Below are 24,988 nucleotides of genomic sequence, written 5' to 3' on the forward strand. Positions count from 1 at the left end.
CCTGCGGAGCGGTCATGGACGTGCGCCAGCACATAGTGAGGTTGTTGCGGCGCGCCGGTGTCCGTGTTTCCGGGGGCGACAACGAAGAGTTGGTGATCGCCGGACCGCGGGGATCGGTGACGCTGCAAGTGAAAGTGTCGCAGCGGCGACTGACCGTCAGCAGGCTGGGAATTTCCGAACCCGCCGCGCCACGGACCTTGTACGTGGCACCGAGTGCCGCGGCAGGTGTCGAGAAGGCCGCTCGCGCGGGCGTTGTCGACCTGCTCACCAGCGATCCGCCGCTGGTGATCCTCGACGGCGAGGTGCTGCTCGGGCCCGCGGCTGCCGGACGAAATCTCGGGCGGACCGCGTGGGGTCGATGGGCGGTACAGCGGATATTGGCGGTCGCGCGAGAGCCGATGACCCAGACGGAATTGGCGACGATTGTCGGCGTCAGCCAGCAGGCCGTGTCGAAAGCCCTGAGGCGCATTCCGGAGGCGGTACACGGTGGCGACGGGTGGTCGGCCCCGACCGACCTGCTGGATACGTGGTTGCGCGCGTATCCGGGTCCGGGCGGCGCTGTCGCCGCGTGGTACGGGCTCGACGACCCGGCGAGTCAGGCCGATGCCGCCCTGGGGTTGCTGTCGGAACTCGCTCTGCCATCGGCGCTTTCGGGAGATCTTGCCGCCGATATGCTGTCACCCTGGCGAATCCCGTCTACGGTGCGGTTGTACGTCCCGGAGCATGTCGACTTCACGCCGATCGGTATGAGTCCCGCCGAGGCGTCGGACGCCACGATGGTCATCGTGGTTCCCGAGGATCCGACGGTATTCCACGTCGCATCACGTCGTGGTCCGCGTGCGGGAAAACTCCTTGCCGATCCGGCGATCGTGCTGTGGGATCTGCTCAACACCAGCACCGGGCCTGCCGTGGAGGAGGCCGCGGCGACATTGCGTTCGGCAATAGGCGAGGGGGCGGTGCATGTCTGAGACGAAAAGGTTCGCGGTACAGATACTTTCGACATCGAACGCGTCCTACCTGGGATTTCGGGCTCTCGCGGATCTCGCGCGCGCGGCAGAGGGAATCGATGCCGATAGCGAGGACGGTGGATACCGCGTCATCGGTGGACACATGGTGCAGCTGCTGATCCACGCGTATCCGACGCCGACGCTCCAGATCCGGGGTACCGCCGATGCCGACGCGGGCGTGAGCCTTCCGATAGCGGCGGGCAAGTATCTCCACTACCGGCTGGAAACCCTCGGATACGAGACGGTGAAAGGGAACCGTTACGGCAAAGACAGCGACTTCGGCCGGTTGGCAGTCGATCTATTGGTCCCGTTCGGACGTGTCGGGGTGCCCAACGACGTCGGCGGTCGCGGATTCGACAGCGCGCCCGGGCTCAGTATGGCGATCAGCGCGAAACCTGTCGCGATAGATGCGCAGGTGACACTTCGCGACGGGAACCGGATCGAATTCACCGTGCTGACACCCGATGTCGAGGCCGCCGTCGTGCTGAAAGCTCTCGCGTGGAGTTATCGCCACGCGGACAAGGACATCGCCGACCTGAATTCGCTGTTCGAGATCGTGAATCACCATCGCACCGCGATCGGAGTCTGGAAACTCGACCAGGAGGGGCTCACTGCCACGCGCCGTGATGCGGTGGCGGCGCTCGACAGGCTGGTATCGGCGATCGAGCGACGTCGAGTCGATCAGGGGCTGTTCGGTTCGAGCGCGGCGCGTTTCACCGCGCTGGTTCGCCGCCACACCCGTTCGATGGACCGGGTGTAGCGGCTTTCGAGCTGATTCCGCCGCAGGTGTGCGAGTGATTGCCCGGCGGCGGGGGATCAGGCGACGATGTTGATCAGGCGGCCGGGGACGACGATCAGTTTGCGGGGTGTGGCGCCGTTCAGGATGGCGGCGATCTTCTCTTCCGCCAGGGCGGCGGCTTCGATGGTGGGGGTGTCGGCGTCGGCGGGGACGCGGATTCGGCCGCGCACCTTGCCGTTGACCTGGATCGGGTATTCCACCGATTCGTCCACCAGCAGGGCCGGGTCGGCGACCGGGAAGGGGCCGTGGGCCAGGGATTCGGGGTGGCCGAGGCGCTCCCACAGTTCCTCGGCGATATGCGGTGAGAGCGGGGCGAGCATCAGGACCAGGGATTCCACGACCAGGCGCGGTGCGCCGCCGGGGTAGGTCTTGGTGAGGTGGTTGGTGAGTTCGATGAGTTTCGCGCCCGCGGTGTTGTCGCGCAGCGCGGCCAAATCCTCGTCCACGCCCGCGATGGTCTTGTGCAGCAGACGCTGGGTCTCGTCGGAGGCGACGTCTTCGGTGACGCGCACCGCGCCGGTCTCCTCGTCGACGACCAGGCGCCAGATGCGCTGGAGGAAGCGGTGCGCGCCGACGACATCCTTGGTCGCCCACGGCCGCGAGGTGTCGAGCGGACCCATCGACATCTCGTAGAAGCGGAAGGTGTCGGCGCCGTAGAGGTCGCACATCTCGTCGGGCGAGATGGCGTTCTTGAGCGATTTGCCGATCTTGCCGTACTCCTGGAATACCCGGATCTCGGTTCCGGTCGCGTCGGTCCAGTAGAACGTGCCGTCGCGTTCGACGACCTCGGCGGCGGGTACGTACGCGCCGCGCTCGTCGGTGTAGGCGTGGGCCTGGATGTAGCCCTGGTTGAACAGTCGCCGGTAAGGTTCACACCCGCTGACCTCGCCCAGGTCGAACAGCACCTTCTGCCAGAACCGCGCGTACAGCAGATGCAGCACCGCGTGCTCGACGCCGCCGACGTACAGGTCGACGCCGCCGGGATCGGTGGGACCGTGTTCGGCCGTGCGCGGGCCGAGCCAGTACGTCTCGTTCTCCTTCGCGCAGAACTCGTCGGTATTGGTCGGGTCCGCGTAACGCAGCTGGTACCAGGAACTTCCGGCCCAGTTCGGCATGACGTTGGTGTCGCGCTGGTACTTCTTCGGCCCGTCGCCCAGGTCGAGTTCGACATTGACCCAGTCGGTGGCCTTGGCCAGCGGCGGCGAGGGTTCGGAATCCGCGTCGTTCGGGTCGAAGGTCACCGGCGCGAAATCGTCCAACTCCGGAAGCAGTACCGGCAGCATGGATTCCGGCAGGGCGTGCGGTGCGCCGTCCTCGTCGTAGACGATCGGGAAGGGTTCACCCCAGTAGCGCTGACGGGCGAACAGCCAGTCGCGCAGTTTGTACTGGATGGTGCCCTTGCCGTGGCCGTCCTGTTCGAGCCTGGCGGTGATCGTCGCCTTGGCTTCCTCGACCGAGAGTCCGTCCAGGTAGTCGGAATTGATCAGCGCGCCGTCGCCGCTGTACGCGGCTTCGGTGACGTCGCCGCCGGAGATGACCTGCCGGATGGGCAATCCCAGCGCGGTGGCGAAATCCCAGTCGCGCTGATCGTGGCCGGGCACGGCCATGATCGCGCCGGTGCCGTAACCGCTGAGCACGTAGTCGGCGATGAATACCGGCACCGCGGCGCCGCTTGCCGGGTTGACGGCGTGAACACCGAGGAAGACGCCGGTCTTCTCCTTGTTCTCCTGGCGCTCCAGATCGGTTTTGGCCGCGATCGACGCCCGGTAGGCGGCGACGGCTTCGGCGGGGGTGGCCGCGCCGTCGTTGGTCCAGCGCGGATCGGTGCCTTCCGGCCATGCCGACGCCGTCAGTTCGTCGACCAGATCGTGTTCGGGCGCGAGCACCACGTAGGTCGCGCCGAACAGGGTGTCGGGGCGGGTGGTGAACACCTCGATCCGCGCACCGTCGACGTCGAATTTCACCTGTGCGCCGCGCGAACGCCCGATCCAGTTGCGCTGCATGGACTTCACGTTGTCCGGCCAGTCCAGCAGTTCGAGATCGTCGACCAGGCGGTCGGAGTAGGCGGTGATGCGCATCATCCACTGCCACAGCCGCTTACGGAAGACGGGGAAGTTGCCGCGTTCGCTGCGACCGTCGGCGGTGACCTCTTCGTTCGACAGCACGGTGCCGAGACCCGGACACCAGTTGACCACCGAATCGGTTTGGTACACCAGACGATAGGAGTCGATCACGGCCCGGCGCTCGGACGGCTGCATCGTCGCCCAGTCGCGGCCCTCGGGCGCGGGCCTCGCGCCGGAGGCGAACTGATCCTCCAGTTCCGCGATCGGACGGGCCCGTCCCAGTTCCAGGTCGTACCACGCGTTGTAGATGCGCAGGAAGATCCACTGCGTCCAGCGGTAGTACTCCGGATCGGTCGTCGCGAAGGAGCGACGGCGGTCGTGGCCGAGCCCGAGCCGGTCCAGCTGCCGCTGCATGGTGGCGATATTGGCTTCGGTGGTGTCACGCGGATGCGCGCCGGTCTGCACCGCGTACTGCTCGGCGGGCAGGCCGAAGGCGTCGTAGCCGAGCGCGTGCAGCACATTGCGGCCGTTCATCCGGTGGTACCGGGCGAAGACGTCGGTGGCGATATATCCGAGCGGATGTCCTACGTGCAGGCCCGCGCCGGACGGGTACGGGAACATGTCCTGCACGAACAGCTTGTCCGGCGGGGTGTCACCGGCCAGTGGACCGGTCGGGTTGGGCGCGTGGAAGGTGCCGCGCTCCTCCCATAGCCGCTGCCACCGGCTCTCGAGGCGGCCCGCGAGGTCGGCGTTGTACCTGTGCTCGGGTACATCGCTTTCGGTTGCACGAGTGTCCTGCACGGTCCTGCCTTCTTGTTCTCGCGAATTTCCGGACAAAGTATCCGGGACATTTTTCCTGGGACGAACTACGTGATACAGGGTAGAACGTCCGGGTCGTCGGACCGAAAACCGGAGCGCCCCGCGATCCGCGCGCGTCGGTGCGATACCCTGCCTGGGTGTTCGTCGTCGCTCTCGCCCTGTTCGTACTGGCCTTGGTCGCCATCGCGACCGGCGTGCTCGGACTGACCGGCAAACTTCCGCGCAACAGGTTCGTCGGTGTCCACACCGAGGACGCGCTGTCCACCGAGGAGACCTTCCGCATCGCGAACCACGTCGCGGCGCCGACTTCGGTCGCGGCGGGCCTGCTGCTCTTCGCGGGCGGCCTGATCGCCTCCGCCGCGAACTGGGGCATCGCCCTCGGTGTCGCCGCCGTCACCATGGTCGTCGCGCTGTTCACCCTCGGCGCGGGCGTCAACGCGGCGGGCCGCGCCATCGCCGGGCTCGTGCCCGTGCGCGAGGAGGGCGGCTGCGGCCAGTCCTGCGGTGCGTGCTCGCTGCGCGACACCTGCGCTCCCGCGAACTGAATCGCTCCCACGCACCGAATCCACTCCCGGTCCCGACCGGAGATCTCCGAACGATCGTGTCGCCCGTCCCGTAATTGTGCTGGCGGCCGGTCGGCGATCGGACGTACCCTTGTGACACGGCTTCTCGGGGGAGGGCTGTCGGGGGGAGATTCTCATGGGGATACGTGTCGTATCCGTGTCGTTGTTCGTCTTCGGTCTTCTGGTGCTCTGGCCGAATCTCTGGCTGGGCCTCGGCCTGATCGCGGTGTCGGTGATGCTCGGCTACATGGTCGTCGTGGACCGTCGGGGATGGGATTCGCGCCGTAGACGCGATCGCTGGGCCGCCGCGAGCGATCGGCCGGTCAACCGGTATCGCGGCTACGGTGGCGCTTCCGGCTGCGGAGGTGGGAGCGGAGGCGGTGGCGGATATTACAGCGGTGGTGACAGCGGCGGCAGCAGCAGCAGCAGTTGCGGCGGTGGCTGCGGCGGTGGTGGCGGAGGCGGCTGCGGTGGTGGCGGAGGCGGATGCGGCGGCGGGGGTGGCTGAACCGGCCGATCCTCGGACCGACGCGACGATCCCGTTGCATCGTGCACCCCGGACGCGATATCCGGGGTGCGGCGGCTCTAGCGGTCGCTCGGGCGATGTCGCGGCCGCGGCCGAACACCACTCGGTGACGAAATCCGCGCGGACCGAGATCCGCGTGAGCGAACGGGGAGGAACCGATGATCGCATTCGGAGTGGCGGCGATACTGTTCGTCGGCCTGCTGGTGGTCTGGTCGAACACCTGGCTCGGTATCGGGCTGATCGTCCTGGCGATCGGTATCGGTTACGTGGCCTCGGTCCGCGAGAACCGCAATCCACGGCGCAATCGCCGGCGCTGGGCCGCCGCGAGCGGTGGCGCCGAGGCCGGGAGCTGGGACAGCGGCAGCAGCTGTGGAGGCGGCAGTAGCTGTAGCGGCGGGAGCGGCAGCGGGAGCAGTTGTAGTGGCGGTAGCAGTTGCGGCGGCGGCAGTAGCTGCGGCGGTGGCGGCGGTGGATGTGGCGGCGGCAGCTGACCGAGAACCACCGCCGCACCCGCTCACCTCAGCGTCGCCAACGCGGCGAGTACCGCCAGATCCGCCGTCGGATCACCGACGGCGATCCGCGCACTGCCGTCCGGATAGCATTTCGCGCTGATCCCGGCCCGGCGCAGCGCGGTGGCCACGCCGGGGCCCGGCAGATACAGGAAATTCGCGTGGCTGCGCGGCACGTCGATACCGCAGGACCGCAACGAGTTCCGTAGGTTCTCGCGCGCGGTGGTGATCCGATGGATACGCAGCCGTAGCTCCGGTGCTGCCGCGTAGGAGGCGCCGACGGCGGCGGTCGCGCACGCGCTCATCCCGAACGGCAGTTGCAGCCTGCGTACCCGCCCGATCAGCTCGCGTCCGCCGTACACGTACCCGATCCGCAGGCCCGCCAGCCCGTAGGCCTTCGAGAAGGTGCGCAGGATCAACAGATTCGGATGTCTGCGCAACAGCGCCGCGTTGTCGAGCCGGTCGGCCTCGGCGAGGAATTCGACATAGGCCTCGTCCAAGACCACGGGCACCCGGCTCGGCACCGAGGCGAGGAAGGTTTTCAGCTCCCCCGCCGGGATCACCGTGCCGGTCGGATTGTGCGGCCGACAGACGACGATCAGCGAGGTCCGCTTCTCGATCGCCCGCCGCATCGCCCGCAGATCCTGTTCGCCGGTCCGGTCCAGCGGGACCGGGACCAGATTCAGCCCGGCCATATCGGCCATGATCGGATATCCGTCGAAGGTCGGCGAACCGACGACGAGTTCCGATCCCGGTGTGGTCAGCGTTTGGATGATCTGTAGGGCCACCCCGGTGGCGCCCGACCCGACCACCACCTGATCCGGATCGACGCCGAGATGACGCGCGATCAGTGCCGGTAGCCGCTGCGGATAGAACTCCGGATACCGATTCGATCGCGCCAGCTCGCTATGCAACGCGTGCAGCACCGATGGCAGCGGCGGGAACGGATTCTCGCTCAGGCTCAGGTCGAATTCCGCGGCCGCGCGCTTCGCCGGGTGCCGCCGTGACGAGGGGGCCTCATCGATCAGGCGCATGCTCATCGCCGTACCTCATCCATTGGCCGCACCCCAACGCACAGCCGCCGCCGCCGCGAAATCGCCCGCGTGCGCGAAGGCCGACAACAGCACCACCGATCCGTTGCGCAGTCCGCCCGCCCTGTTCGTGACATCGAGGGTGACGGGAATGCCTGCGGCGAAAAGGTTTCCGCAGGTGTCGAAGGTGTCGGGATGACGTTCGGCGGGCAGTTCGAGCGCGTCGTGCCAGTTGCGCAGGAACAGCCGGTTGGGCTGGTTGGTGACGAAGGTATCGATATCGCGGCCCTTCACCCCGATCCGATCGCACACCGCGAGCGCTACTTCCGGGACCAGTCGGTTACCGCGCGCGAACACCTTGGTGACCTTGGATTCGGTGAAGCTGACGCAGCCCTGCCCCTCGCCCGGCTCCCAGTATTTGCGGTCGCTGTTGGTCGAGAAATCCATATCGCCCGCGAATTCGGGATAGGTGCGGGATTCGATATCGAGAATCGGCGCGCTGTCGTCCTTGACGAGCAGTCCGACCCCGCACCCGTCGCCCGGCACGGGGGCCTGGGCGAGTTTGCGTATGTCGCTCTGCGTGAACACCGGTCCGGCGCAGTTCTGGGTCGCCACGATCAGCGCGGTGCGCGCGTCGGTGGTCTGCAACACCATGCGCGCGATCGACATCATGTGCACGAAGGCCGCGCACCCGCCGTTGTGCACGTCGTAGACGAAACTCGGGCGGGCACCGAGCCGCCGGGCGATCTCGGGCCCGGCGCCGAGTACCGGATTGTCCGGCAGTTGGGTGTGGGTGATCAGCACATCGATATTCGACGCGAAATCGGACCCGTGCCGGTCGATCAGCGGGGCGACGGCGCGTTCGGCCATATCCACCGCGGTCTCGTCGCGCGCCACGTGGTGGCGTCCCGACGGCGAGCGGAACATGACGTTCTTCGCCATCCGGTCCGAACGCGAGAACTGGGTGAAGTATTCGGTGCCGACCGGTTCGCCGGGCAGATAGCTCGACACGTCGACGAGACTGACGGTGGGCAGCCCGAAGGTGTCGGGGTTGCGGGGATCCATGGTCACTTCATCCATTCGGGTGTGAGCGGCAGGCCGTGGGCGGCGCGGTACTCGCAGATCGCCTTGAGGTTGTCCATTTCGAGTTGGTGTCCGGCGGAGAACATGTCCCAGAAGTCGCCGACCCAGACCGGCCGTTTCGGCGGGGCGGTTTCCGGATAGGGGTTCTCGTCGTAGAAGGGGTGCTTGCAGTTGTTCCAGAGCACCACCGACCCGGGCTTGTTGAACACCACCTGAGCGTCGATGACGCGCATAAGGTAGATCATCCAGAGGTGTTTGCCCTGGTCCCAGGCGCAGTGGTAGTCCACGGTCATGGCGTCGGGATTGGCGACGGTCCTGGTGTAGATCTCGGTGGCGTCGCCGAGCCGGTCGTAGGCCAGCCAGAGACCGGGTTCGTCGGTTTCGACGAATCCGCGCAGGCTGTAGGTCCATTCCTCGAGCGACCTGGTGTCGGAGAGATATTCGTAGACCTCACGCGGCGGCGCCGCGATATACGCCTGGACCGGGCAGTACTCACCGAAGACCTGGTCGTGCGGATACACCGACCGGAGCATGTCCACGATGATCGGCGTGGTCGCGTCCTTGTCGGAGTTCTCGATACGTAGCACCCCGGGCACCACGTCTTCGGGGATATCGCTGAGGGCGGGCAGCGCGCTGATGGTCACGGGTTCCTCCTGAGGGATTCGAGGGATGTCAGGAACGGGACGAAAGGCGGGATCTCGTCGGGATCGCATTCGATCGAGAGGAACGAGGGTCCCTCGGTGTCGAGGCAACGGCCGAGCGCTTCGGTGAGTTCGGCGGAATCGCGGACGGAGAAGGCGGGCAGTTCCGGGAACATCGCGCCGACCCCTTCGCCCAACTGCGACGGGCGGAAACGGTTGAAGCTGTAGCGATCCCGGTAGAAGAGCTGTTCTCGGGTGAGACACATGGCGTGCGCGTTGTTGTTGAGCACGACGAAGGTGACGGGCAGTTGGTGCTCGACGGCGGTGTGCACTTCCATGCCGTGCATGAAGAACGCGCCGTCGCCCGCGATGACCACGGTGCGGCGCGGGCCGTTCGGGCCGCGTCCGCGCGCGAACGCCGACCCGATCCCCGCGCCGAAGGCGTAACCCATCCCGCCCATACCGAGCGCGACCACGAACCGGCCGCCGCGTGGCACCCGCAGGTGGTGCACGACGGCCGAACCGGTATTGCCCGCGTCGGCGAAGACATCGGTGCCCGCGGGCAGCGCGGCGTCGATGGCTTCGACCACTTCCCGATAGCGCAGTCCAGGCCCCTGTGCGGCGGGCACGTCCAGAACTGTCAGCGGGGCGGCTGGTCGATCGTCGACAGGTGTTGCCGCACCGGCGAATTCGGTGGCGATGGCCTCGAGTGTGGCGGCCAGGTCGGTGCTGTAGGCGTGGGTCGCGGGCAGGTGCGGAGGCTGAATCCCGATGCTGGCGACCGGGGTGTCGGCGAGCAGACCGGCCAGGCCCGCACCCGCCATCACCGGCATAGGTGTGCCGACGAGCAGGCACAGCGCCGCCGAGCGCAGCGCCGCGGCCAGTTCGGGATGTCCCATACTGCCCGCGACGCCGCAGAAACCGGGATCGGTGTTGTCGTAGGCGTCCTTGGCGTCCGGAGTCACACCGACAGGAGCGTCCAATACCGCTGCCAGCGTTGCTAATTCGGCGCGCGCGTCATCGCGGGCCACCTGATCGCCCGCGATGATGACGATTTTGCCGGTGCGTCTGGCTTCGGCGAGTGCCGCACGCACCCGGGCCGACCCGGGTCGGTCCTCGCGGTGGGTGCGCGGCGGCATCCGGAACGGTGGGCTCGCGATCTCGGACTGCTGCACGTCTTTGGGCAGCAGGAGCACGGCGGGTCCACCGCGCTCGGCCGCGTCGACCGCCTTGGTCAACAGGTCGGGCAGTTCGGTGGCGTGCTCGACGCGAGCACAGAACCGGCTGATCTCGCCGAAGAGCCGGGTGGCGTCGATGGTGCCCGCGAGTCCGCTGGAGTCCTGGAAGGCTCCTTTGCCTTCCAGCGTGGTCGGCGGCTGTCCGATCAGGGCCAGTACCGGTACTCGCGAGGCATACGATTCGGCAAGTCCGGCAACGAGATTCATCGCACCGCCGCCCGATGTCGCGGCCACGACGCCGAGTCGTGCTGTGCTGCGGGCATATCCGTCGGCCATGGTGGCCGCCGAGAACTCGTGTTTGGCGATCACCCCGGTGACGGCGTCGGGCGCGTCGAAGACCGCGTCGTACAGATCCTCGATATTGGCTCCGTCGACACCGAAGATATGACGCGCTCCCGCGGTCGATACCGCCTGAACCAGGTAATCCACGACTCTGCTCGGCATGGGCGCTCCTTCCAGCAGCGACACTCCTGACGGCGTTGCGCGCTCGTCGGACCAATTGCCTTGTACACGAGGGATACGGTGCAGCTCGGCGAGTGGTTCAACGTTGTCGAAAACTTTCGTAGACGACTTCTCGGTGGGTCGCCGACGGCCGGAAAAGTCCCTCTTGCAATGTACGTATACATCTACGTATAGTGGGTTCATGCCGAACAAGACGATCTACGTTTCCGACGACGATCTCCCCCTGTTCCAGCGGGCGCAGGAGCTGGTCGGCGGTAACCTCTCCGGCGCGGTGACCACGGCGCTGCGCCGTCTCATCGAAGTGGAGGAGGGCCGGCAGGAGGGTTTCGAGGAGACCATTCTCCGGGTCGGGCACAACGGGGTCAGGCAGGTGCGGTTCTCCGGTGCGCTGCTCGGCGAGTGGAGCGACCAGAACGAGACCCGGATGGAACATGTCCGGGTGTACCGCACCCGCAAGGGCAAGATCGCGATGCACGCCCAGTACTCGAACTGGGTGGACTACCCGACCGATGCCAAGAACTGGCTCAGCGACCTCAAGAACTGGCGTCGCATGCTCGGTGTGGGTGAACAGGACTGGGGCGACTTCCTTTTCGAGGTGGTCGACACGGTGGCGGATCTGAAAGGCAAGATCCCGGACAAGCTCTACGAACGGGTCGTGAGCATCGCCGACCGGCCTCCGGTGGAGGATCTCGACATCTGACCCGTCGGGCCGAAAGGCCTTCTCGGACAACGTAACAACACATATCCGACCTCACCGCGACGTCCCCCAGGGGGCGTTGTCGATCAAACATGCTCTTATACGCATCAATGTATGTATTGGAAGGAAGATCATGGTCAACGGGCATCAAGCACCCGCGATCTCGGCGCTCGGCCTGCGCAAGGCCTACGGCGACCACACGGTGCTCGACGGCATCGATCTCACGGTTCCCCGGGGCAGCATCTTCTCGCTGCTCGGCCCCAACGGCGCGGGCAAGACCACCACCGTGCAGATCCTGTCCACCCTGATCAGGGCGGACGGCGGCGAAATCCGCGTCGGTGGACACGATCTCGCCTCCGATCCGCGTTCGGTACGCGGTGTCATCGGGGTGACGGGGCAGTTCGCGGCGGTCGACGAACTGCTTACCGGACGGGAGAACCTGCTCCTGATGGGCGATCTGCACCACCTGCCGCGCCGCGAGAGCAAGCGACTGGCCGCCGATCTGCTGGCCCGCTTCGATCTGGTCGAAGCCGCTGACAAGGTGGCGAGCACCTACTCCGGCGGTATGACCAGGCGGCTCGACCTGGCGATGACCCTGGTCGGCGATCCGCGGATCATCTTCCTCGACGAGCCGACCACCGGACTCGATCCGCGCAGCAGGCGCACCATGTGGGAGATCATCCGAGGCCTGGTCGACGACTACGGCGTCACCGTCTTCCTCACCACCCAGTACCTCGAGGAAGCCGACCAACTCGCCGACCGGATCGCGGTGCTCGACAACGGCCGCCTGGTCGCCGAGGGCACGGCCGCCGAGCTGAAACGGCTGGTTCCCGGCGGTCATATCCGCCTGCGATTCGCCGACCGCGCCGGACTGGAGGCCGCCGCGCGCTCCCTGGGCGACGGCGCCCGCGAGGACGGGAGCGAGGAGTTCACCCTGGCTGTCCCGAGCGACGGCGGTGTCGCGGCCCTGCGCGCCGTACTCGACCGTCTCGACGCCGATCAGGTCGCCGTCGAAGGCCTGGCCGTGCACACCCCGAATCTCGACGACGTATTCCTCACCCTCACCGGACATTCCACGACCGACAAGGAGACCGCGGCATGAGCGCCTCGACCCGTGTACTGACCGACTCGGCGACCATGCTGCGGCGGAATCTGCTGCACGCCAAGCGTTATCCGAGTATGACCTTCAGCGTCGTGCTGATGCCGGTCGTCCTGCTGCTGATCTTCAACTACGTCTTCGGCGGCGCGTTGGAGAAATCCTCCGGCGGCAACTACATCGACTATCTCGCCCCCGGCATGCTGCTGATGATTCCGGCGTACCTGACGGTGTCGGTGGCGGTCTCGATCGCCACCGACAGCAGCAAGGGCATCGTCAACAGGTTCCGGACCATGGATATCGCGCCGTCGTCCATGCTGACCGGACATGTCATCGGCACCCTGATCCAGGGCATCATCGGCAGCGTGATCATGCTGCTCGTCGCACTGGCGATCGGGTTCAGGCCGGACGCGAACCCGATGGAATGGGTCGCCGTGCTCGGACTGATCGCACTGGTCGTGCTGTCGTTCAGCTGGTTGTCGGTGGCCCTCGGCCTGCTGTCGCCGAATCCCGAGGGCGCGAGCAATATGTTGTTCCCCGTCGTCCTGCTGCCCTTCCTCGGCAGCGGACTCGTCGCCACCGAGACCATGCCGGTCGGCCTGCGCCAGTTCGCCGAATACCAGCCGTTCACCCCGTTCACCGAGACGATTCGGGGACTGCTGATGGGAACCGAGATCGGCAACAACGGCTACCTGTCGATCGGGTGGGGCGTCGTGATCGGAGTCGGCGGTTACCTGTGGGCGAAATCCGTCTTCGCCGAGCAGACCTCACGCTGATCACGTGACGAAACGATCCCCGGCGAGTGAATCGCCGGGGATCGTTGTCGTGCACCGGGATCAGACCGACGCGGAGAGAACGACTCGGCCCGAACTCAGCGACTTGATCTGCACACTGCTGATCTGGTCCGGTGGCAGGTCGATCGTGCTGTCCACGGTCAGGACGGTGTCCGGTCCGGCGGGCCACTGGCTCACGTCGAACGCCCGACCGTCCTTGCTGTTGACGATCAGCCCGAAATTCCAGCTGTAGTTGTAGCCACCCGGCGCGTAAGTGCAGGTCATCACGACGCGGGTACGCCCGGCGTCGGTCACGATCTTCACATCCGCCGATACCGGGGTCGGTTCGAGCGGTTCCATCGCGCGTTCGGCGAACACCACCTGATCGGTGGTCGCGGGCTCGTCGGTCGACACCAGCGAGGTGGCGATGGGAATGCTGATGACCGCCGCCGCGGCAGCCGCGAGCAGCGCACCCCCCGCCGCCGTCCACCGGCCGCGTCTACGCCTGCGTTCGGCCGCGTCGGCCAGACGCGGCAGCAATTCGGGAACCGGCGGGATATCCGATTCGGCCGACGGCTGTTCGGGCGAATCCAGCATCGCCATCGCCGTCTCGGTGTCGACGAGGGAGAGCATGCCCGGCAAGCCCGCCAATTCGGCCACGGCCGCCTGGCATTCGGGGCAGTGCGCGAGGTGCTCCTCGTATTCCTGGCGCTCGGTTCGGCTGAGGGAGCCGAGCACGTACGGCGCATCCCACGTGGCGTAGCCGTCGGTCTTCGATCCCGACATACTCCCGCCTGCGATCTCCGTCATTTGTTCGTCACCCCCATCTCCTGTAGAGCCAGTCGTAGCGCCCGCATGCCGTAGTGCATTCGGGATTTCACCGTGCCCGGTGGAATATCGAGTTCCTCGGCGATCTGATGCGTGGAAAGTCCTCGGTAGTAGGCCCGCACGATCACCTCGCGGTGATCGGCGCTGAGTTTGCCGAGCGCGTCCGCGACGAGCCAGCCGTCGAGGGCACGGTCGGACTGGTCGGGCGTGGCCTGCTCGGGCGGGCTGTCGGTGCGGAATTCGCGCCTGCTGCGGGCGCTGCGATGCTCATCCACGGCGAGATTGCGCGCCACCGTGAACAGCCATGCCCTGGCCGATGTCGTCGACTGGTCGAGTACGTTCGGCCGTTGCCAGGCGCGCAGCAGTGTCTCCTGCACGATGTCCTCGGCCCGTCCCGGATCTCGTACCAGCCCGACCGTGTACCGCCAGAGCACCGCCGCGTGTTCGCGATACAGCGCCTGCATCAGCTCGGAATTGTCGTCCGGGCGCGGCGTGCGCTGTCCGCGTTGTGTCAGTGCCCGCAGGCGTCCGGTCCGCGCCGGTGGTTCCGCGCCGGGCCGGCCGTCCAGCGGTCCCGATCTGTTCCCCATCGAACCGCCTGATCAGTCGTCGCGTTTCATACTGTGTCTCCTTGTTCGTGGAGTACACGAGGCCGGGCCCGGGCCGGTTCAACGCGGATGTCAATTGCGTTCGAGTTCGATCGGGTGGGTGGCGAGCAGCGAGAGCGGCAGCGGCTGCCTGCGCAGCACATCGGCCCACAGATCCGCGCGATCGGCGCTGATCGGGTCCGAAGGCAGCGCGGACACCACGATCCAGTCGTTGTTCTGCAATTCGCCTTCCAGCTGCCCGAACGTCCAGCCCGCGTAGCCCGCGAAAACACGAAGCCCCTCCAGCAGCGGGGCGATCCGCTCGGGATCGGCGTCGAGATCGACCAGCACCACCCGGCCGTCGATCCGGCGCAGACCGGGCACGCCCTGGATCGACACGCCGACGCGCAGCGTGCCGAGGCACAGTGCCGCCTCGCGTTTGACCGGACCGCCCACGAACAGCGTGGCGGGCGTCGCGGCGAGCTCGGACCAGCGGGGCAGCACATCCTCGACGGTCGCCTCGCTGGGGCGGTTCAGCACCACCCCGAGGCTTCCGCCCTCGTTGTGCTCGATGATGTACACGACGGTCCGCCGGAACGTGGCTTCGACCAGTTCGGTCGAGGAGACCAGCAGAGATCCCGCACGGACAACCTGTTCGCCCTGCCTGGCGTCTCGGCGGCGACGATCACCGTGCCCGCCGTGAGTTTGCCGTTCATCCGGTTCATCTCCGCGTGCCACTCCGACATCATCGCAGCTGGATCGGCTTTCCGCACCGGTGGCCGTCCCGATCGTCCCGATAGCGCGGGCATCGTAGGCTCGGCGTTATGCAACCCCCCGAGGTGATCCTCGACAACGCCGACGCCGTGTACGACTTCTACCTGGACCATCGGCAGAACCGGTGGAAGGCCCTCGCGGCGTATGCCCTGCTCGGCCGTCGTTACCGTCCTCGGGTCAGCTACGCCGACGGTGCGCGCGAGCAACTCCGGGCCCTGGTGCGATCCGGTCGGCCGACGATCTACTCGATCAACCACCTGTCCCAGAGCGATCCCTACACCGTCGCCGCGACGGCCTGGCGCAGCCCGCTGCGCTCGATCATCGGCAGGGTGCGCGTGCTCGCCAAGGACGAACTGTTCATCGAAGCGGGTCAGCGGCGCAGCGTCGACATGATGGGCGGCATTCCGGTCTTCCGCGGCAAGGACCACGGCATCAGAGCGGTGAACGCGGCCGGTCAGCGCATGATGGACATCTGCGCGCAGCGGCTCGCGCGCGGCGACCACCTGGCGATATTCCCGGAGGGCACCTGCAACGAGGTCGATCCGACGCAGGTGCAGGCGGTGGGCAGCGGAATCGGGCATATCGCGTTCCGCGCGATGAAACTCGGCGTGAGTCCGGCACTGGTGAGCATCGGGCTCAGTTACGGGCCGAGGGCCGATCCGGCGATCGCGCCGACCAAGGAGGAGGCGAAATCCGCCAGTTTCTATTTCCGCCCGCCGATCGCCGAACTCCCCGCCAAACCCGGCGACATCGCCCGCTCGGCCCGCGACGATCTGCAATCGGCGTTGGACGGCGCGATCGCGAACTACTGAGGAAGGCCGAGTCGTTCGCGCGCCCAGTGCGGCACCGACGCCACGTACTCACCGTGGGTTTCCACAAAATGCTTGACCATCGGGCACAGGGGCAGGATGCCGTACCCCTCGGCACGGGAGCTGTCGAGCGCGGACCGCACGAGGTCGCGGCCGATGCCCTGGCCCTCGTACATCGAATAGACCTCGGTGTGCACGAAACCCCGCTCGGAGGCGGTGTCCTGATACTCGGCGTAGCCGGCGATGTCACCGTCGACGTAGATCTCGAAGCGTTCAAGCGCGGTGTTGTTACGGACCTCGGTCGACATGGCTCGACGCTACTCCGCCGGGTGGGTTCGTCGCGCAGCGCAACGCAGCCCCGATTGTGAATTCATTGATTCGACTTGTCCCACGGTGCGCGCCCCACGCAGAATGCTCTTGGTCGCGTCGCATGCCGCACGGTATCGGCCCGGCGGAGGTGCGAGCATGATGAGGACATTCGGACGCGGGTCGCCGCGCCTGTCGCGCACGATCGGCGCGTTGGCGGTCACCGGCGCGCTCGGCGCCTCGCTGATCACGGGATCGGCCGCCGCGGAACCTTCCGAGGTGGCGTTCGGCGCCTGTCCGGAAGGTGCGGTGAGCGCGGACCGCGACGTGCGATGCGCCGTCGTCAGCGTGCCGATGGACTACACGCGACCCGACGGCCCCCGCATCGACCTCACCGTCAGCCGGATCGCCGCCACCGGCGAGCGCCGCGGCGCGATCTTCGCGAATCCGGGCGGACCGGGCGCCGACGCGCTCGACTACTGGGCCCGCCGCACCGATGCGCTGCCCGCCGAACTCGGCGCCGAATTCGACAGGATCGCGGTGCAGCCGCGCGGATTGCGTTGGGCCACACCGCTGAGCTGCGCCACCGGCGCCGAAGGCGACGAGGTCTCGCTCGGCGGCGGGGATCGCGACGCGATCAAGAAAGCGTGCGACGCCGCCCAACCCGGTTACCTCGACACCATCACCACCGAGAACACCGCCCGCGATATGGACGCCGTCCGCGCGGCGCTCGGCCTGGAACGCATCGACTTCCTCGGCACCTCCTACGGCACCTACCTGGGGGCGGTGTACGCGTCGCTGTTCCCGGAGCGGGTGGACCGGATGGTGCTCGATTCCAATGTGCATCCGGGCTGGGTGTGGAACGAGGAATTCGCCCAGCAGCAGGTCGCGGGGAAACGTCGTCTCGACGATCTGTTCGCCTGGATCGCCGACCACAACACCGAATACCACCTCGGCGACACCGCCTTGCAGGTGTATCGCAACTGGGTGCGACTGGTTTCCGATCAGGGCGGCGGCTGGTACGCCAACCTGACACCGCCGCCCGCGAAAGTCTCCGACCTGCCGGGGCAACTGCCGGAACCGCTCGCCGAGATAGCGCGCGACGGCGTCAACGGGACCGTGGAACAGGCGGGCAAGGTCCAGAATCTGGTCCGCACACTGCTGTCGGGCGGCGGGTCGGCCCGGGTGCCGCTGGTCGGCGCGACCGCCGTCGCCACCTACACCCGCTCGTACTGGCCGACCTTCGCCAAGGCGATGGCCGAGGCCAACACCGACCCGGCCAACGTCGCGCGGCTGCTCGCCATCGAAGGCGCGACCGCGGGCGACCCCACCGGCCGTTTCGTCTTCTCGGCCATCACCTGCAACGAGAACGCGGTGCAGCCGCGCCCGGAACTGCTCGCCTCCGCCGTCGCCACCATCGCCTCCGGCGGCAATGCCATGGACGCCCGCGCCGACCTGGTCCGCTCCGGAATGAGTTGCGGATCCTGGCGTCCGGTCACCGAGCCGGTCCCGATCTCGGGCGCGGGTCTGCGCACCCGACCGCTCCTACTCCAGAGCCGCTACGACGCCCTGACCGAATACGAGGGCGGCCCCGCCCTGGCGCAGGCCGTCAACGGCTCCCTGATCACCGTCGACGGCGGTGATCACGGCACCTTCGGCCGCGCCAACCCCGCCGTCGACAACGCCGTCCTCACCTATTTGCGTACCGGCGAGGTCACCATCGATCGCGCGGATCAGGCCCCTCTCGGTTGAGTTCGCGTCGGTGGCAACCCGTCGATCGTCCGCACCGACTGCGTACTGGCGAGGTCACCTCGACCGGGCCAACAGACCATCGGTGAGGTCGCGCCTCGGGGCAATCGGTGTCGAATCGAGGAGAACCGCGTCGGCGTCCCCCGAGGGGTGCGGTCGAGTCGAGGATGCTCGGCTCCTGGGCGCGCCAGCGGTGGCGGCGGTGGGGGTGGCGGCACAGAATGTCGAGATGAACTCCGTGCGCCGGGTGGTGCTCGCTCCCGACAAATTCAAGGGGTCGTCGAGTGCGCCCGAGGTGGCCGGGGCTCTCGCCACGGGAATCGCGCGGGTTCGCCCCGATACGGAGTTGGTGCTGATGCCGGTCGCCGACGGCGGCGACGGGACGGTGGACGCGTTCGTCGCGGCGGGGTGGCGGCGGATCGAGGTGGACGCGCCGGGGCCGACCGGAGTGGTGGGTGTGGCGACCTACGCGCTGCGCGGAGGGACGGCCGTCGTCGAGTTGGCGGCGGCGGTGGGGTTGGTGAAACTGCCTCGAGGTGTGCCCGATCCGCTCGGCGCGAGCACCTTCGGACTGGGGGTGGTGATCGCGGACGCGCTCGACAAGGGAGCCGTCGAGATCGTGATCGGCCTGGGCGGGAGCGCGTCAAGCGACGGCGGGGCCGGAATGCTGCGGGCGCTCGGCGTGCGCGTACTGGACCGGCGGGGCGATGAAGTGCCGCGCGGGGGCGCGGCGCTGGCCGATGCGGTCGCGCTGGATCGCTCGGGAATCCATCCCGGGGTCGCCGCGACGCGGTTCGTCCTCGCCTGCGATGTGGACAACCCGCTGCTCGGGCCGCGCGGTGCGGTCGCGGTCTACGCTCCGCAGAAGGGCGCCGATGCCGCGCAGCTGGCGATATTGGAAGCGGCACTGACGAATTGGGCCACCGTCGCGGGTGTCGAGTTCGCCGAGCGGCCGGGCGCGGGTGCGGCGGGCGGCACCGGATTCGGCGCGATGGCGCTGCTCGGCGCCGAGGTGCGCAGCGGTATCGCGGTGATACTCGAACTGCTCGATTTCGCCGCCCTCCTCGACGGCGCAGACCTCGTCGTCACGGGCGAGGGTTCCCTCGATGAACAGAGCCTGCACGGCAAGGCTCCGATCGGTGTGTGCGAGGCGGCGCGCAAGGCGGGCGTGCCCGTTATCGCCGCCGTCGGCCGTAATCTCCTGACTCCGGTACGAATTCGCTCGGCGGGCTTCACCACCTGCTATGCCCTCACGGACCTGGAATCCGATCCTCGACGGTGCATGGCGCACGCGCGGTCGCTGCTGGAGGACGTCGGCGCGACGATCGCCCGCGAGCACCTGGGGGCCTGAACGTCCGCTTCACGGCGGAGAGGCGACACCACGGTCTTGCGCCGTCCCACCGCCCCCGCGCCGCGCGGAAACGTCGCGCTCAGCCCGCCGAGGCCAGATTGTCGAGCAATCGACGGCGGTGCCTGTCACCCCATTGCTCGAGGGGACGCAGCGCGAGGCGCAATTCCTCGCCGAGCGGGGTGAGCGAATACTCGACCCGCGGCGGTATCTCCGCGAACACCTCGCGGTGCACGACACCGCCCGCCTCCAACTGCCGCAGATTTTCCGCGAGCACCTTCTCGCTCACGCCGGTCAGTAGTTTGCGCAACCTCCCGAAACGTTGCGGCCCGGCTTCGAGCGCCCACATCAGGTGCAGCTTCCATTTCCCTCCGACGACGTCGATCGCCACCGACATACCGCAGACCTCGTGATCTGTCTCACTACTCATGCGGGGCGCACCCTTTCCGACGGTATTTCGAACCTCACGGTAAGCAACCCGACCCTGACGTGCGGTCTTCCCACCTCCGGCCGCGCGGACGACGATGAATTCGGCGCCGATCAGTGTACGAATCGAGAACCGAAGGGACACAACATGTCCGAGCAGAGTATCCGCCGATCCGTCTCCGTGCTCGGCCTCGGCCCGATGGGGCAGGCCATGGTGCGGGCCTTCCTCGCCGCCGGTGTCGAGGTGACGGTGTGGAATCGCAGCGGTGCCAAAGCCGACGCGATGGCCGAACTCGGCGCCGAGCGGGCGGACACCGTCGCCGACGCGCTCGCGGCCAACGAGGTGATCGTCGTGAGCCTGACCCACTACGCCGCGATGTACGACGTCCTCGGCCCGGGGGTCGAGCGGTTGCCGGGCAAGGTGATCGTCAACCTCTCCTCCGATTCACCGCGTCGGGCCCGCGCGGGCGCGGCCTGGGTGCGTGAGCGCGGAGCGCAATTCCTTTCCGGCGGAGTGATGTCGGCGGGTGACGATATCGCGCACCCGGCCTCCTACATCTTCTACAGCGGACCGAGGGAGGTCTTCGACGCGCATTCGGCACTGCTGCGGCCACTGAGCCCCCAGGAATACCTCGGCGCCGACGACGGGCTCGCGCAGATCTTCTACCAGGGACTGCTCACCATTTTCCATCCGTGGCTGCTCGCCTTCGACCAGGCGACCGCGATGATCGAGCGTTCCGGTCACGACATCGCCCGGTTCCTGCCCTTCGCCATCCGGTCCAGCGCGGCCTTCCCGCATTTCATGACCGAGTTCTCGGCGGCGAACGCGGCGGGCGGATGGGCCGATATCGCCGGGCTGCGAATGATGGACGCGGGCGCGGAGCACATCATCGACGCGAGTGCGGACGTCGGCGTGGACGCGACGTTCTCCCGGATCGCGCAGACCTTCTGGCAGGCAGCGATCGTCGCGAGCGAAGGGGCTGGCCGCGCGGTGTCGACCTACGAACTCATGCGCGGTGCGGCGGAACCGGTTTCGTGACCGGCGGGCCTACCGCGCGCGAATTCCGACGAAATGAGAGCACTGCTCTTGACAGTGGCGGGCGAAACGTGGAACATTGTTCTCAACAGAGAGCAGTGCTCACAACAAGGAGTCGAGATGAACGCCAGCACCCGCTATATCGCCCCCGCCGGATTCGAGTCCGTGATGAATCGCTTCTTCAACCTGCTGCCCGGACTCGGCATCAGCGTGATGGGGTCGCGGCTGCTCGCGGTGAAGGGGCGCAAGAGCGGGGAATGGCGCACGACGATGGTCAATCTGATGATCGACGAGGACGGTGCCCGCTACCTGGTCGCCCCGCGCGGCCAGACCCAGTGGGTGCGCAATCTGCGGGTGGCGGGCGGCGGCGAACTGCGCCTGGGCCGCAAGGCCGAGGCCTTCACGGCCACCGAGGTCGCCGATGCCGACAAGGTTCCGCTGCTGCGCCTCTACCTGCGCAAATGGGGGTGGGAAGTCGGCAAATTCTTCGAAGGGGTCACCAAGGACGCCACCGACGACCAGTTGGCCGAGATCGCACCGGGATTCCCGGTCTTCCGGATCGCGTGAGACGTCACGACGTGCGCGTCGCCAGGAATTCCACGGCCGCCGCGTACCCCGCGACGCCCATCCCGGCGATCACCGCCGTCGCGATCCCGGAGATATAGGAGTGGTGCCGGAATTCCTCCCTGGCGTGCACGTTGCTGATGTGCACCTCCACGATCGGCACCTCGGGGATGACCAGCGCGTCACGCAGCGCCACCGACGTATGGGTCAACCCGCCGGGATTGATGACGATCCCCGATTCCGCCCCGCGTGCTAGATGAATGCGATCGATCAGCGCGCCTTCGGAATTCGATTGGAACGCGACGATCTCCCGGTCGAACCGCGCCGCGGTCACTCGACACAGTTCGACCACGTCGTCGAGGGTTTCCGAACCGTAGACCTCCGGCTGGCGGACGCCGAGCGTGTTCAGGTTCGGGCCATTGAGGATCAGGATCGGGGCGGCCATGGGAGAGACTTTAATGGCGTCCCGGCCTGATCGGACAAACTCTCACCGGTGATCGAGGATCCCGCGCGCGGAGCCCGGGATCGTCCGTTCGGGCCGGATCGTCTAGAGCCCCTTCGGCCCTTCCGACCGCAGATCGTCCACCTTGGTCATGGCGGCGCGCAGTTCCTCCAGCCACGCCTCCGCGTGCTTACCCGCGAGTTTGACCGTCCAGGCCAACGCGTCGGAGCGGGAGCGCGCGACCCCGGAATCGACCAGGGTGTCGAGAACCTTGCGTTCGGGTTGACGCAACCGGGTCATGACGGGCACCGCCTGGTGCGTGAACATGATTCGCTCGCCGTCGACCGTCACGCCCCAGGCGACGCTGCGCCCGTACCGGTGCTGGGCCTCGCCCGCGATCTGCATGCGCGCCGGGCGGGTGGATTCGCGGAAACGCGAGATCACCCCTTCTTTGGTGGCGCGGGGGATTTCGGCGGTGGGGGCTTCCGCGTCGCCGTCGGTGGGGCCGGCCGGTCGCTCGGGTTTCGGTAGCGGGAGTTCGCCGATGACGAAGATTTCGTCGCGGTCGATCTCGATCAGCGGCGCGCCGACGAACCAGTCACTCGGCAATCTTCCGGCGAACCAGTCGGGTACATCGGCGGGGTCGGGTAGATCCGCCTGCTGCCAGCCGCCCGGCCTGCCGAAATTCCGTCCCCGGTGGTCATGTCTCATGGGGAGTCACCTTCTTCTCTGATCCGCGCTTCGTGCAGTGTTTGCGCTGACGGCGGAGTGTTGATTACAAGATTACGTCGCAAAACCCCGGGGTGGTTCCGCTCTGCGTGAAACCGGTCTCGTTGGGGTAATCCACTATGGAAGGCGCCGATGACGGCGGTGGATGCGTGTCGGGGGAGTTCCGAAATGGCGACGTTCACGGTAATTCCCCAAACGTGCGTTCCGCCCGGTACGGTAGCGGCGCCGGTTATCGCCTTGTGACTGGACAGCGCTCAGGATCCGCCTTCTCGGTGACGGGATTTCGGGCACAATCGATACCGCTGAGCATGGGTAACGGCCCGGCTACAGGGCGCCAACGAGCAGGTAATTTCAGGTACGGTGGTCTTGTTACTGGAGTGACAAGAGTGAAGAGTGGGCGATATGGATGGTCGGGGATCCCGCCGCTTCAGCGTCCGGGGCGCATTGGCACTCGCGGGGGCAGCGGCTGTAGCGATCGCACTGGGTTCGTGTGGATTCCAGGCGGAACCCAATGAGGCGGAAGGCATCGTCGAGCGGTTCACCGAACTGCTCGACAAACAGGATTACAAAGAGGCCGCGGAGCTGACTTCCTACCCCAACGGGGCTCAGGCAACCCTCAAGCAAATGTTCGAGGGCTTGCAGCCGGGGAAGGTCGACTACCAGAAGACCCAATTCATCGGCTTGGACTCGCAGTCGGCGATCTTCAGCATGGATGTCGACTGGAATTTCGGCGAGAACAAGACCTGGGACTACAGCATCCAGGGCACGGTCCGCAAACTCGCGATCGGCTGGCGGATCTCCTGGGAGCCGGGCATCGTCATGCCGCAGCTGTCGAATAACCGCACGGCCAAACTGGTCCGCACCCTGCCCGCGCCCGCGCCCAGGGTCGTCGACATCACCGGCGCGCCGCTCATGCACGAGCAGGTCATCAATGTCATCAAGATCGATCCGACCAAGACGTCGGATCCGGTCGCCTCCACCGACGCGCTCGCCAAAGCCATCGAGCCGGTCGCGCCGCTGATCACCGGCCCGTCGCTGATGCAGCAGCTGGCGACATCGCAGGGTAAACCGGTGATCGCGGTCAACCTGCGCGAAGGCGATTTCGAGATCCTCGAGCCCGCGATGGCGCCCATCCCCGGTGTGGTGATGGAAAAGCAGCCGCGCCTGATCTCCTCGGATCGCCGGGTCTGGTCCCCGCAGCTGGACGCGTTGCGCAAGGTCTGGCAGGACAGCCAGGAGCAGCATTCCGGTTGGGGTGTGCAGATCTACGAGGCCGACGGCAAATTCGTCGGACAGGTAGCCGGATACCAGGGCCCGCCGGGACCCGATATCGCCGGGGCGATGGATCAACGGCTGCAACGCGCGGCCGAGGACGCGGTGGTCAGCGTCGGCACCCCGGCTTCGATCGTCGCGATCCAGCCGTCCAGCGGCGCGGTCGTCGCCGTCGCCCAGAACAGCCAGGCCAGCGCGCACGGTTCGGTGGCCTTCACCGGGCTGTACCCGGTCGGGCGTAATATCGAACTGTTCCGCAATCTCGCCGCCGTCACCGAACATAAACAGCCGCAGGACATCTCGGTACAGGAAGCGGCCGAGGCCGCGAGCCGACTCGGTGTCGGCGTCGATTTCCGGGTGCCCGGCCTCGACGAGGTCACCGGACGCCTCGCGATCGCCGGACGCAGCGCAGAACAGGTCCGTCAGGGCGGCGGTTCCGACGCGGTGCTGGCCAGCCCCTTCGGTATGGCCATCGCGGCGGCCGCGATCGCGCGCGGCGAGATTCCGGCCCCGGCGATCGAGGTCGGTCGCCCCGGCAGCACCGACGCGAAACTCGAACCGCTGCCGGGCGATGTCGCCGACCGCCTGCGCGCCATGCTGCGAGACGGCGCGGGGAGCCCGGAATTCGCCGGTTTGCGCTCCTACCGCGACGTCACCGGTTTCGCCGCGACGGCGGGCGCGGACGGCTGGCTGCTCGCCACCATGGGCGACCTCGCCTTCGCCATCCACATCAACGACATCGACAGCGGCGACGCCGCCACCCGGATGGCCGCCCGCATGCTCCAATCGCTGGCCAGCCCCGAACCCTGAT

The 24,988-nt window shown here is 67.2% G+C and carries 26 protein-coding genes; 14 read left to right on the forward strand and 12 right to left on the reverse strand.

Annotated features, from left to right (window positions below; translation table 11 throughout):
* The first annotated feature begins 14 nt into the window (after positions 1–14).
* Entirely contained in the window at positions 15–968 is a 954-nt protein-coding gene (locus tag DAT37_RS03110; RefSeq protein WP_109523076.1) for a helix-turn-helix domain-containing protein, read from the forward strand.
* Positions 961–1,767, forward strand: coding sequence for a hypothetical protein (locus DAT37_RS03115; RefSeq protein WP_109523077.1), 807 nt, complete (start codon positions 961–963; stop codon positions 1,765–1,767). The genes DAT37_RS03110 and DAT37_RS03115 overlap by 8 nt, the downstream gene beginning before the upstream one ends.
* A 56-nt stretch (positions 1,768–1,823) precedes the next feature.
* Here the strand turns inward: DAT37_RS03115 and leuS are convergent, their stop codons facing one another.
* Positions 1,824–4,670: a leucine--tRNA ligase gene (leuS, locus tag DAT37_RS03120; RefSeq protein ID WP_109523078.1), complete on the reverse strand. Its 2,847-nt coding sequence runs from the start codon at positions 4,668–4,670 to the stop codon at positions 1,824–1,826.
* A gap of 155 nt (positions 4,671–4,825) precedes the next feature.
* On the opposite strand from leuS, the gene DAT37_RS03125 reads away from it, so the two are divergent.
* From DAT37_RS03125 to DAT37_RS44760, 3 genes are all read left to right on the forward strand, one after another.
* Entirely contained in the window at positions 4,826–5,233 is a 408-nt protein-coding gene (locus tag DAT37_RS03125; RefSeq protein WP_109523079.1) for an SdpI family protein, read from the forward strand.
* A 154-nt stretch (positions 5,234–5,387) separates the two neighbouring features.
* Entirely contained in the window at positions 5,388–5,759 is a 372-nt protein-coding gene (locus DAT37_RS03130) for a hypothetical protein (protein ID WP_109523080.1), read from the forward strand.
* 176 nt (positions 5,760–5,935) lie between these two features.
* On the forward strand, positions 5,936–6,268 hold the full coding sequence (locus DAT37_RS44760) for a hypothetical protein (protein WP_198654054.1): 333 nt from the start codon (positions 5,936–5,938) through the stop codon (positions 6,266–6,268).
* A gap of 23 nt (positions 6,269–6,291) precedes the next feature.
* Here the strand turns inward: DAT37_RS44760 and DAT37_RS03140 are convergent, their stop codons facing one another.
* From DAT37_RS03140 to DAT37_RS03155, 4 genes are read right to left on the reverse strand one after another with little or no spacing between them, the layout of a single operon-like run.
* Entirely contained in the window at positions 6,292–7,326 is a 1,035-nt protein-coding gene (locus tag DAT37_RS03140) for an aminotransferase class I/II-fold pyridoxal phosphate-dependent enzyme (RefSeq protein ID WP_109523081.1), read from the reverse strand.
* A gap of 9 nt (positions 7,327–7,335) precedes the next feature.
* Positions 7,336–8,382: a 3-oxoacyl-ACP synthase III family protein gene (locus DAT37_RS03145; protein WP_109523082.1), complete on the reverse strand. Its 1,047-nt coding sequence runs from the start codon at positions 8,380–8,382 to the stop codon at positions 7,336–7,338.
* A gap of 2 nt (positions 8,383–8,384) precedes the next feature.
* Complete coding sequence (locus tag DAT37_RS03150) at positions 8,385–9,044, reverse strand: SRPBCC family protein (RefSeq protein WP_109523083.1); 660 nt, start codon at positions 9,042–9,044, stop codon at positions 8,385–8,387.
* The gene (locus DAT37_RS03155) at positions 9,041–10,723 is read right to left on the reverse strand and encodes a thiamine pyrophosphate-binding protein (RefSeq protein WP_109523266.1); all 1,683 of its coding nucleotides are present in this window, start codon (positions 10,721–10,723) and stop codon (positions 9,041–9,043) included. Before DAT37_RS03155 ends, DAT37_RS03150 begins: the two co-directional genes overlap by 4 nt.
* 199 nt (positions 10,724–10,922) lie before the next feature.
* Here DAT37_RS03155 and DAT37_RS03160 point away from each other — a divergent pair, with 199 nt between their 5' ends.
* From DAT37_RS03160 to DAT37_RS03170, 3 genes are all read left to right on the forward strand, one after another.
* A complete protein-coding gene (locus DAT37_RS03160; RefSeq protein WP_109523084.1) occupies positions 10,923–11,441 on the forward strand; it encodes an EXLDI protein in 519 nt (172 codons plus the stop codon).
* A gap of 130 nt (positions 11,442–11,571) precedes the next feature.
* Complete coding sequence (locus DAT37_RS03165) at positions 11,572–12,540, forward strand: ATP-binding cassette domain-containing protein (RefSeq protein ID WP_109523085.1); 969 nt, start codon at positions 11,572–11,574, stop codon at positions 12,538–12,540.
* Positions 12,537–13,310 carry an ABC transporter permease gene (locus DAT37_RS03170; protein WP_109523086.1) on the forward strand — a complete coding sequence of 258 codons (774 nt, stop codon included), beginning with the start codon at positions 12,537–12,539 and terminating at the stop codon, positions 13,308–13,310. The genes DAT37_RS03165 and DAT37_RS03170 overlap by 4 nt, the downstream gene beginning before the upstream one ends.
* A gap of 60 nt (positions 13,311–13,370) precedes the next feature.
* Here the strand turns inward: DAT37_RS03170 and DAT37_RS03175 are convergent, their stop codons facing one another.
* The 3 genes from DAT37_RS03175 to DAT37_RS03185 all read right to left on the reverse strand — a co-directional run bounded on the left by DAT37_RS03175 (position 13,371) and on the right by DAT37_RS03185 (position 15,460).
* On the reverse strand, positions 13,371–14,117 hold the full coding sequence (locus DAT37_RS03175) for an anti-sigma factor family protein (RefSeq protein WP_232839463.1): 747 nt from the start codon (positions 14,115–14,117) through the stop codon (positions 13,371–13,373).
* Positions 14,114–14,725 (reverse strand): sigma-70 family RNA polymerase sigma factor, encoded by a 612-nt coding sequence (locus DAT37_RS03180; protein ID WP_109523087.1) that lies wholly within the window; start codon positions 14,723–14,725, stop codon positions 14,114–14,116. Before DAT37_RS03180 ends, DAT37_RS03175 begins: the two co-directional genes overlap by 4 nt.
* Before the next feature lie 90 nt (positions 14,726–14,815).
* Positions 14,816–15,460: a YqgE/AlgH family protein gene (locus DAT37_RS03185; protein WP_109523088.1), complete on the reverse strand. Its 645-nt coding sequence runs from the start codon at positions 15,458–15,460 to the stop codon at positions 14,816–14,818.
* A gap of 86 nt (positions 15,461–15,546) precedes the next feature.
* Here DAT37_RS03185 and DAT37_RS03190 point away from each other — a divergent pair, with 86 nt between their 5' ends.
* Complete coding sequence (locus DAT37_RS03190; protein ID WP_109523089.1) at positions 15,547–16,308, forward strand: lysophospholipid acyltransferase family protein; 762 nt, start codon at positions 15,547–15,549, stop codon at positions 16,306–16,308.
* On the opposite strand, the gene DAT37_RS03195 is transcribed toward DAT37_RS03190, so the two are convergent.
* Positions 16,302–16,613: a GNAT family N-acetyltransferase gene (locus tag DAT37_RS03195; protein WP_109523090.1), complete on the reverse strand. Its 312-nt coding sequence runs from the start codon at positions 16,611–16,613 to the stop codon at positions 16,302–16,304. The two genes, DAT37_RS03190 and DAT37_RS03195, sit on opposite strands and share 7 nt — an antisense overlap.
* 157 nt (positions 16,614–16,770) lie before the next feature.
* Here DAT37_RS03195 and DAT37_RS03200 point away from each other — a divergent pair, with 157 nt between their 5' ends.
* Both DAT37_RS03200 and DAT37_RS03205 read left to right on the forward strand, forming a co-directional pair.
* Positions 16,771–18,363 (forward strand): alpha/beta hydrolase, encoded by a 1,593-nt coding sequence (locus tag DAT37_RS03200; RefSeq protein ID WP_109523268.1) that lies wholly within the window; start codon positions 16,771–16,773, stop codon positions 18,361–18,363.
* A 226-nt stretch (positions 18,364–18,589) separates the two neighbouring features.
* Entirely contained in the window at positions 18,590–19,711 is a 1,122-nt protein-coding gene (locus DAT37_RS03205) for a glycerate kinase (RefSeq protein ID WP_232839464.1), read from the forward strand.
* Between the two features lie 79 nt (positions 19,712–19,790).
* Here DAT37_RS03205 and DAT37_RS03210 read toward each other — a convergent pair whose 3' ends face one another.
* Positions 19,791–20,138, reverse strand: a complete 348-nt coding sequence (locus DAT37_RS03210) for a winged helix-turn-helix transcriptional regulator (protein WP_109523091.1) — start codon at positions 20,136–20,138, stop codon at positions 19,791–19,793.
* 144 nt (positions 20,139–20,282) lie between these two features.
* Between DAT37_RS03210 and DAT37_RS03215 the strand changes: the two genes are divergently transcribed.
* Both DAT37_RS03215 and DAT37_RS03220 read left to right on the forward strand, forming a co-directional pair.
* On the forward strand, positions 20,283–21,173 hold the full coding sequence (locus DAT37_RS03215) for an NAD(P)-dependent oxidoreductase (RefSeq protein ID WP_109523092.1): 891 nt from the start codon (positions 20,283–20,285) through the stop codon (positions 21,171–21,173).
* Between the two features lie 117 nt (positions 21,174–21,290).
* Positions 21,291–21,737: a nitroreductase/quinone reductase family protein gene (locus DAT37_RS03220; protein WP_109523093.1), complete on the forward strand. Its 447-nt coding sequence runs from the start codon at positions 21,291–21,293 to the stop codon at positions 21,735–21,737.
* Positions 21,738–21,741: 4 nt separating this feature from the next.
* Here the strand turns inward: DAT37_RS03220 and aroQ are convergent, their stop codons facing one another.
* On the reverse strand, positions 21,742–22,179 hold the full coding sequence (gene aroQ, locus DAT37_RS03225; protein ID WP_109523094.1) for a type II 3-dehydroquinate dehydratase: 438 nt from the start codon (positions 22,177–22,179) through the stop codon (positions 21,742–21,744).
* Positions 22,180–22,281: 102 nt separating this feature from the next.
* Positions 22,282–22,887 (reverse strand): dihydrolipoyllysine-residue succinyltransferase component of 2-oxoglutarate dehydrogenase complex, encoded by a 606-nt coding sequence (locus DAT37_RS03230; RefSeq protein WP_109523095.1) that lies wholly within the window; start codon positions 22,885–22,887, stop codon positions 22,282–22,284.
* 420 nt (positions 22,888–23,307) lie between these two features.
* Between DAT37_RS03230 and DAT37_RS03235 the strand changes: the two genes are divergently transcribed.
* Positions 23,308–24,987, forward strand: a complete 1,680-nt coding sequence (locus tag DAT37_RS03235; RefSeq protein WP_109523270.1) for an NTF2-like N-terminal transpeptidase domain-containing protein — start codon at positions 23,308–23,310, stop codon at positions 24,985–24,987.
* The last annotated feature ends 1 nt before the right edge of the window (position 24,988 follow it).

The organism is Nocardia aurea (genome assembly GCF_003123685.1).
In the GTDB taxonomy this organism is placed as follows: Bacteria; Actinomycetota; Actinomycetes; order Mycobacteriales; family Mycobacteriaceae; genus Nocardia; species Nocardia aurea.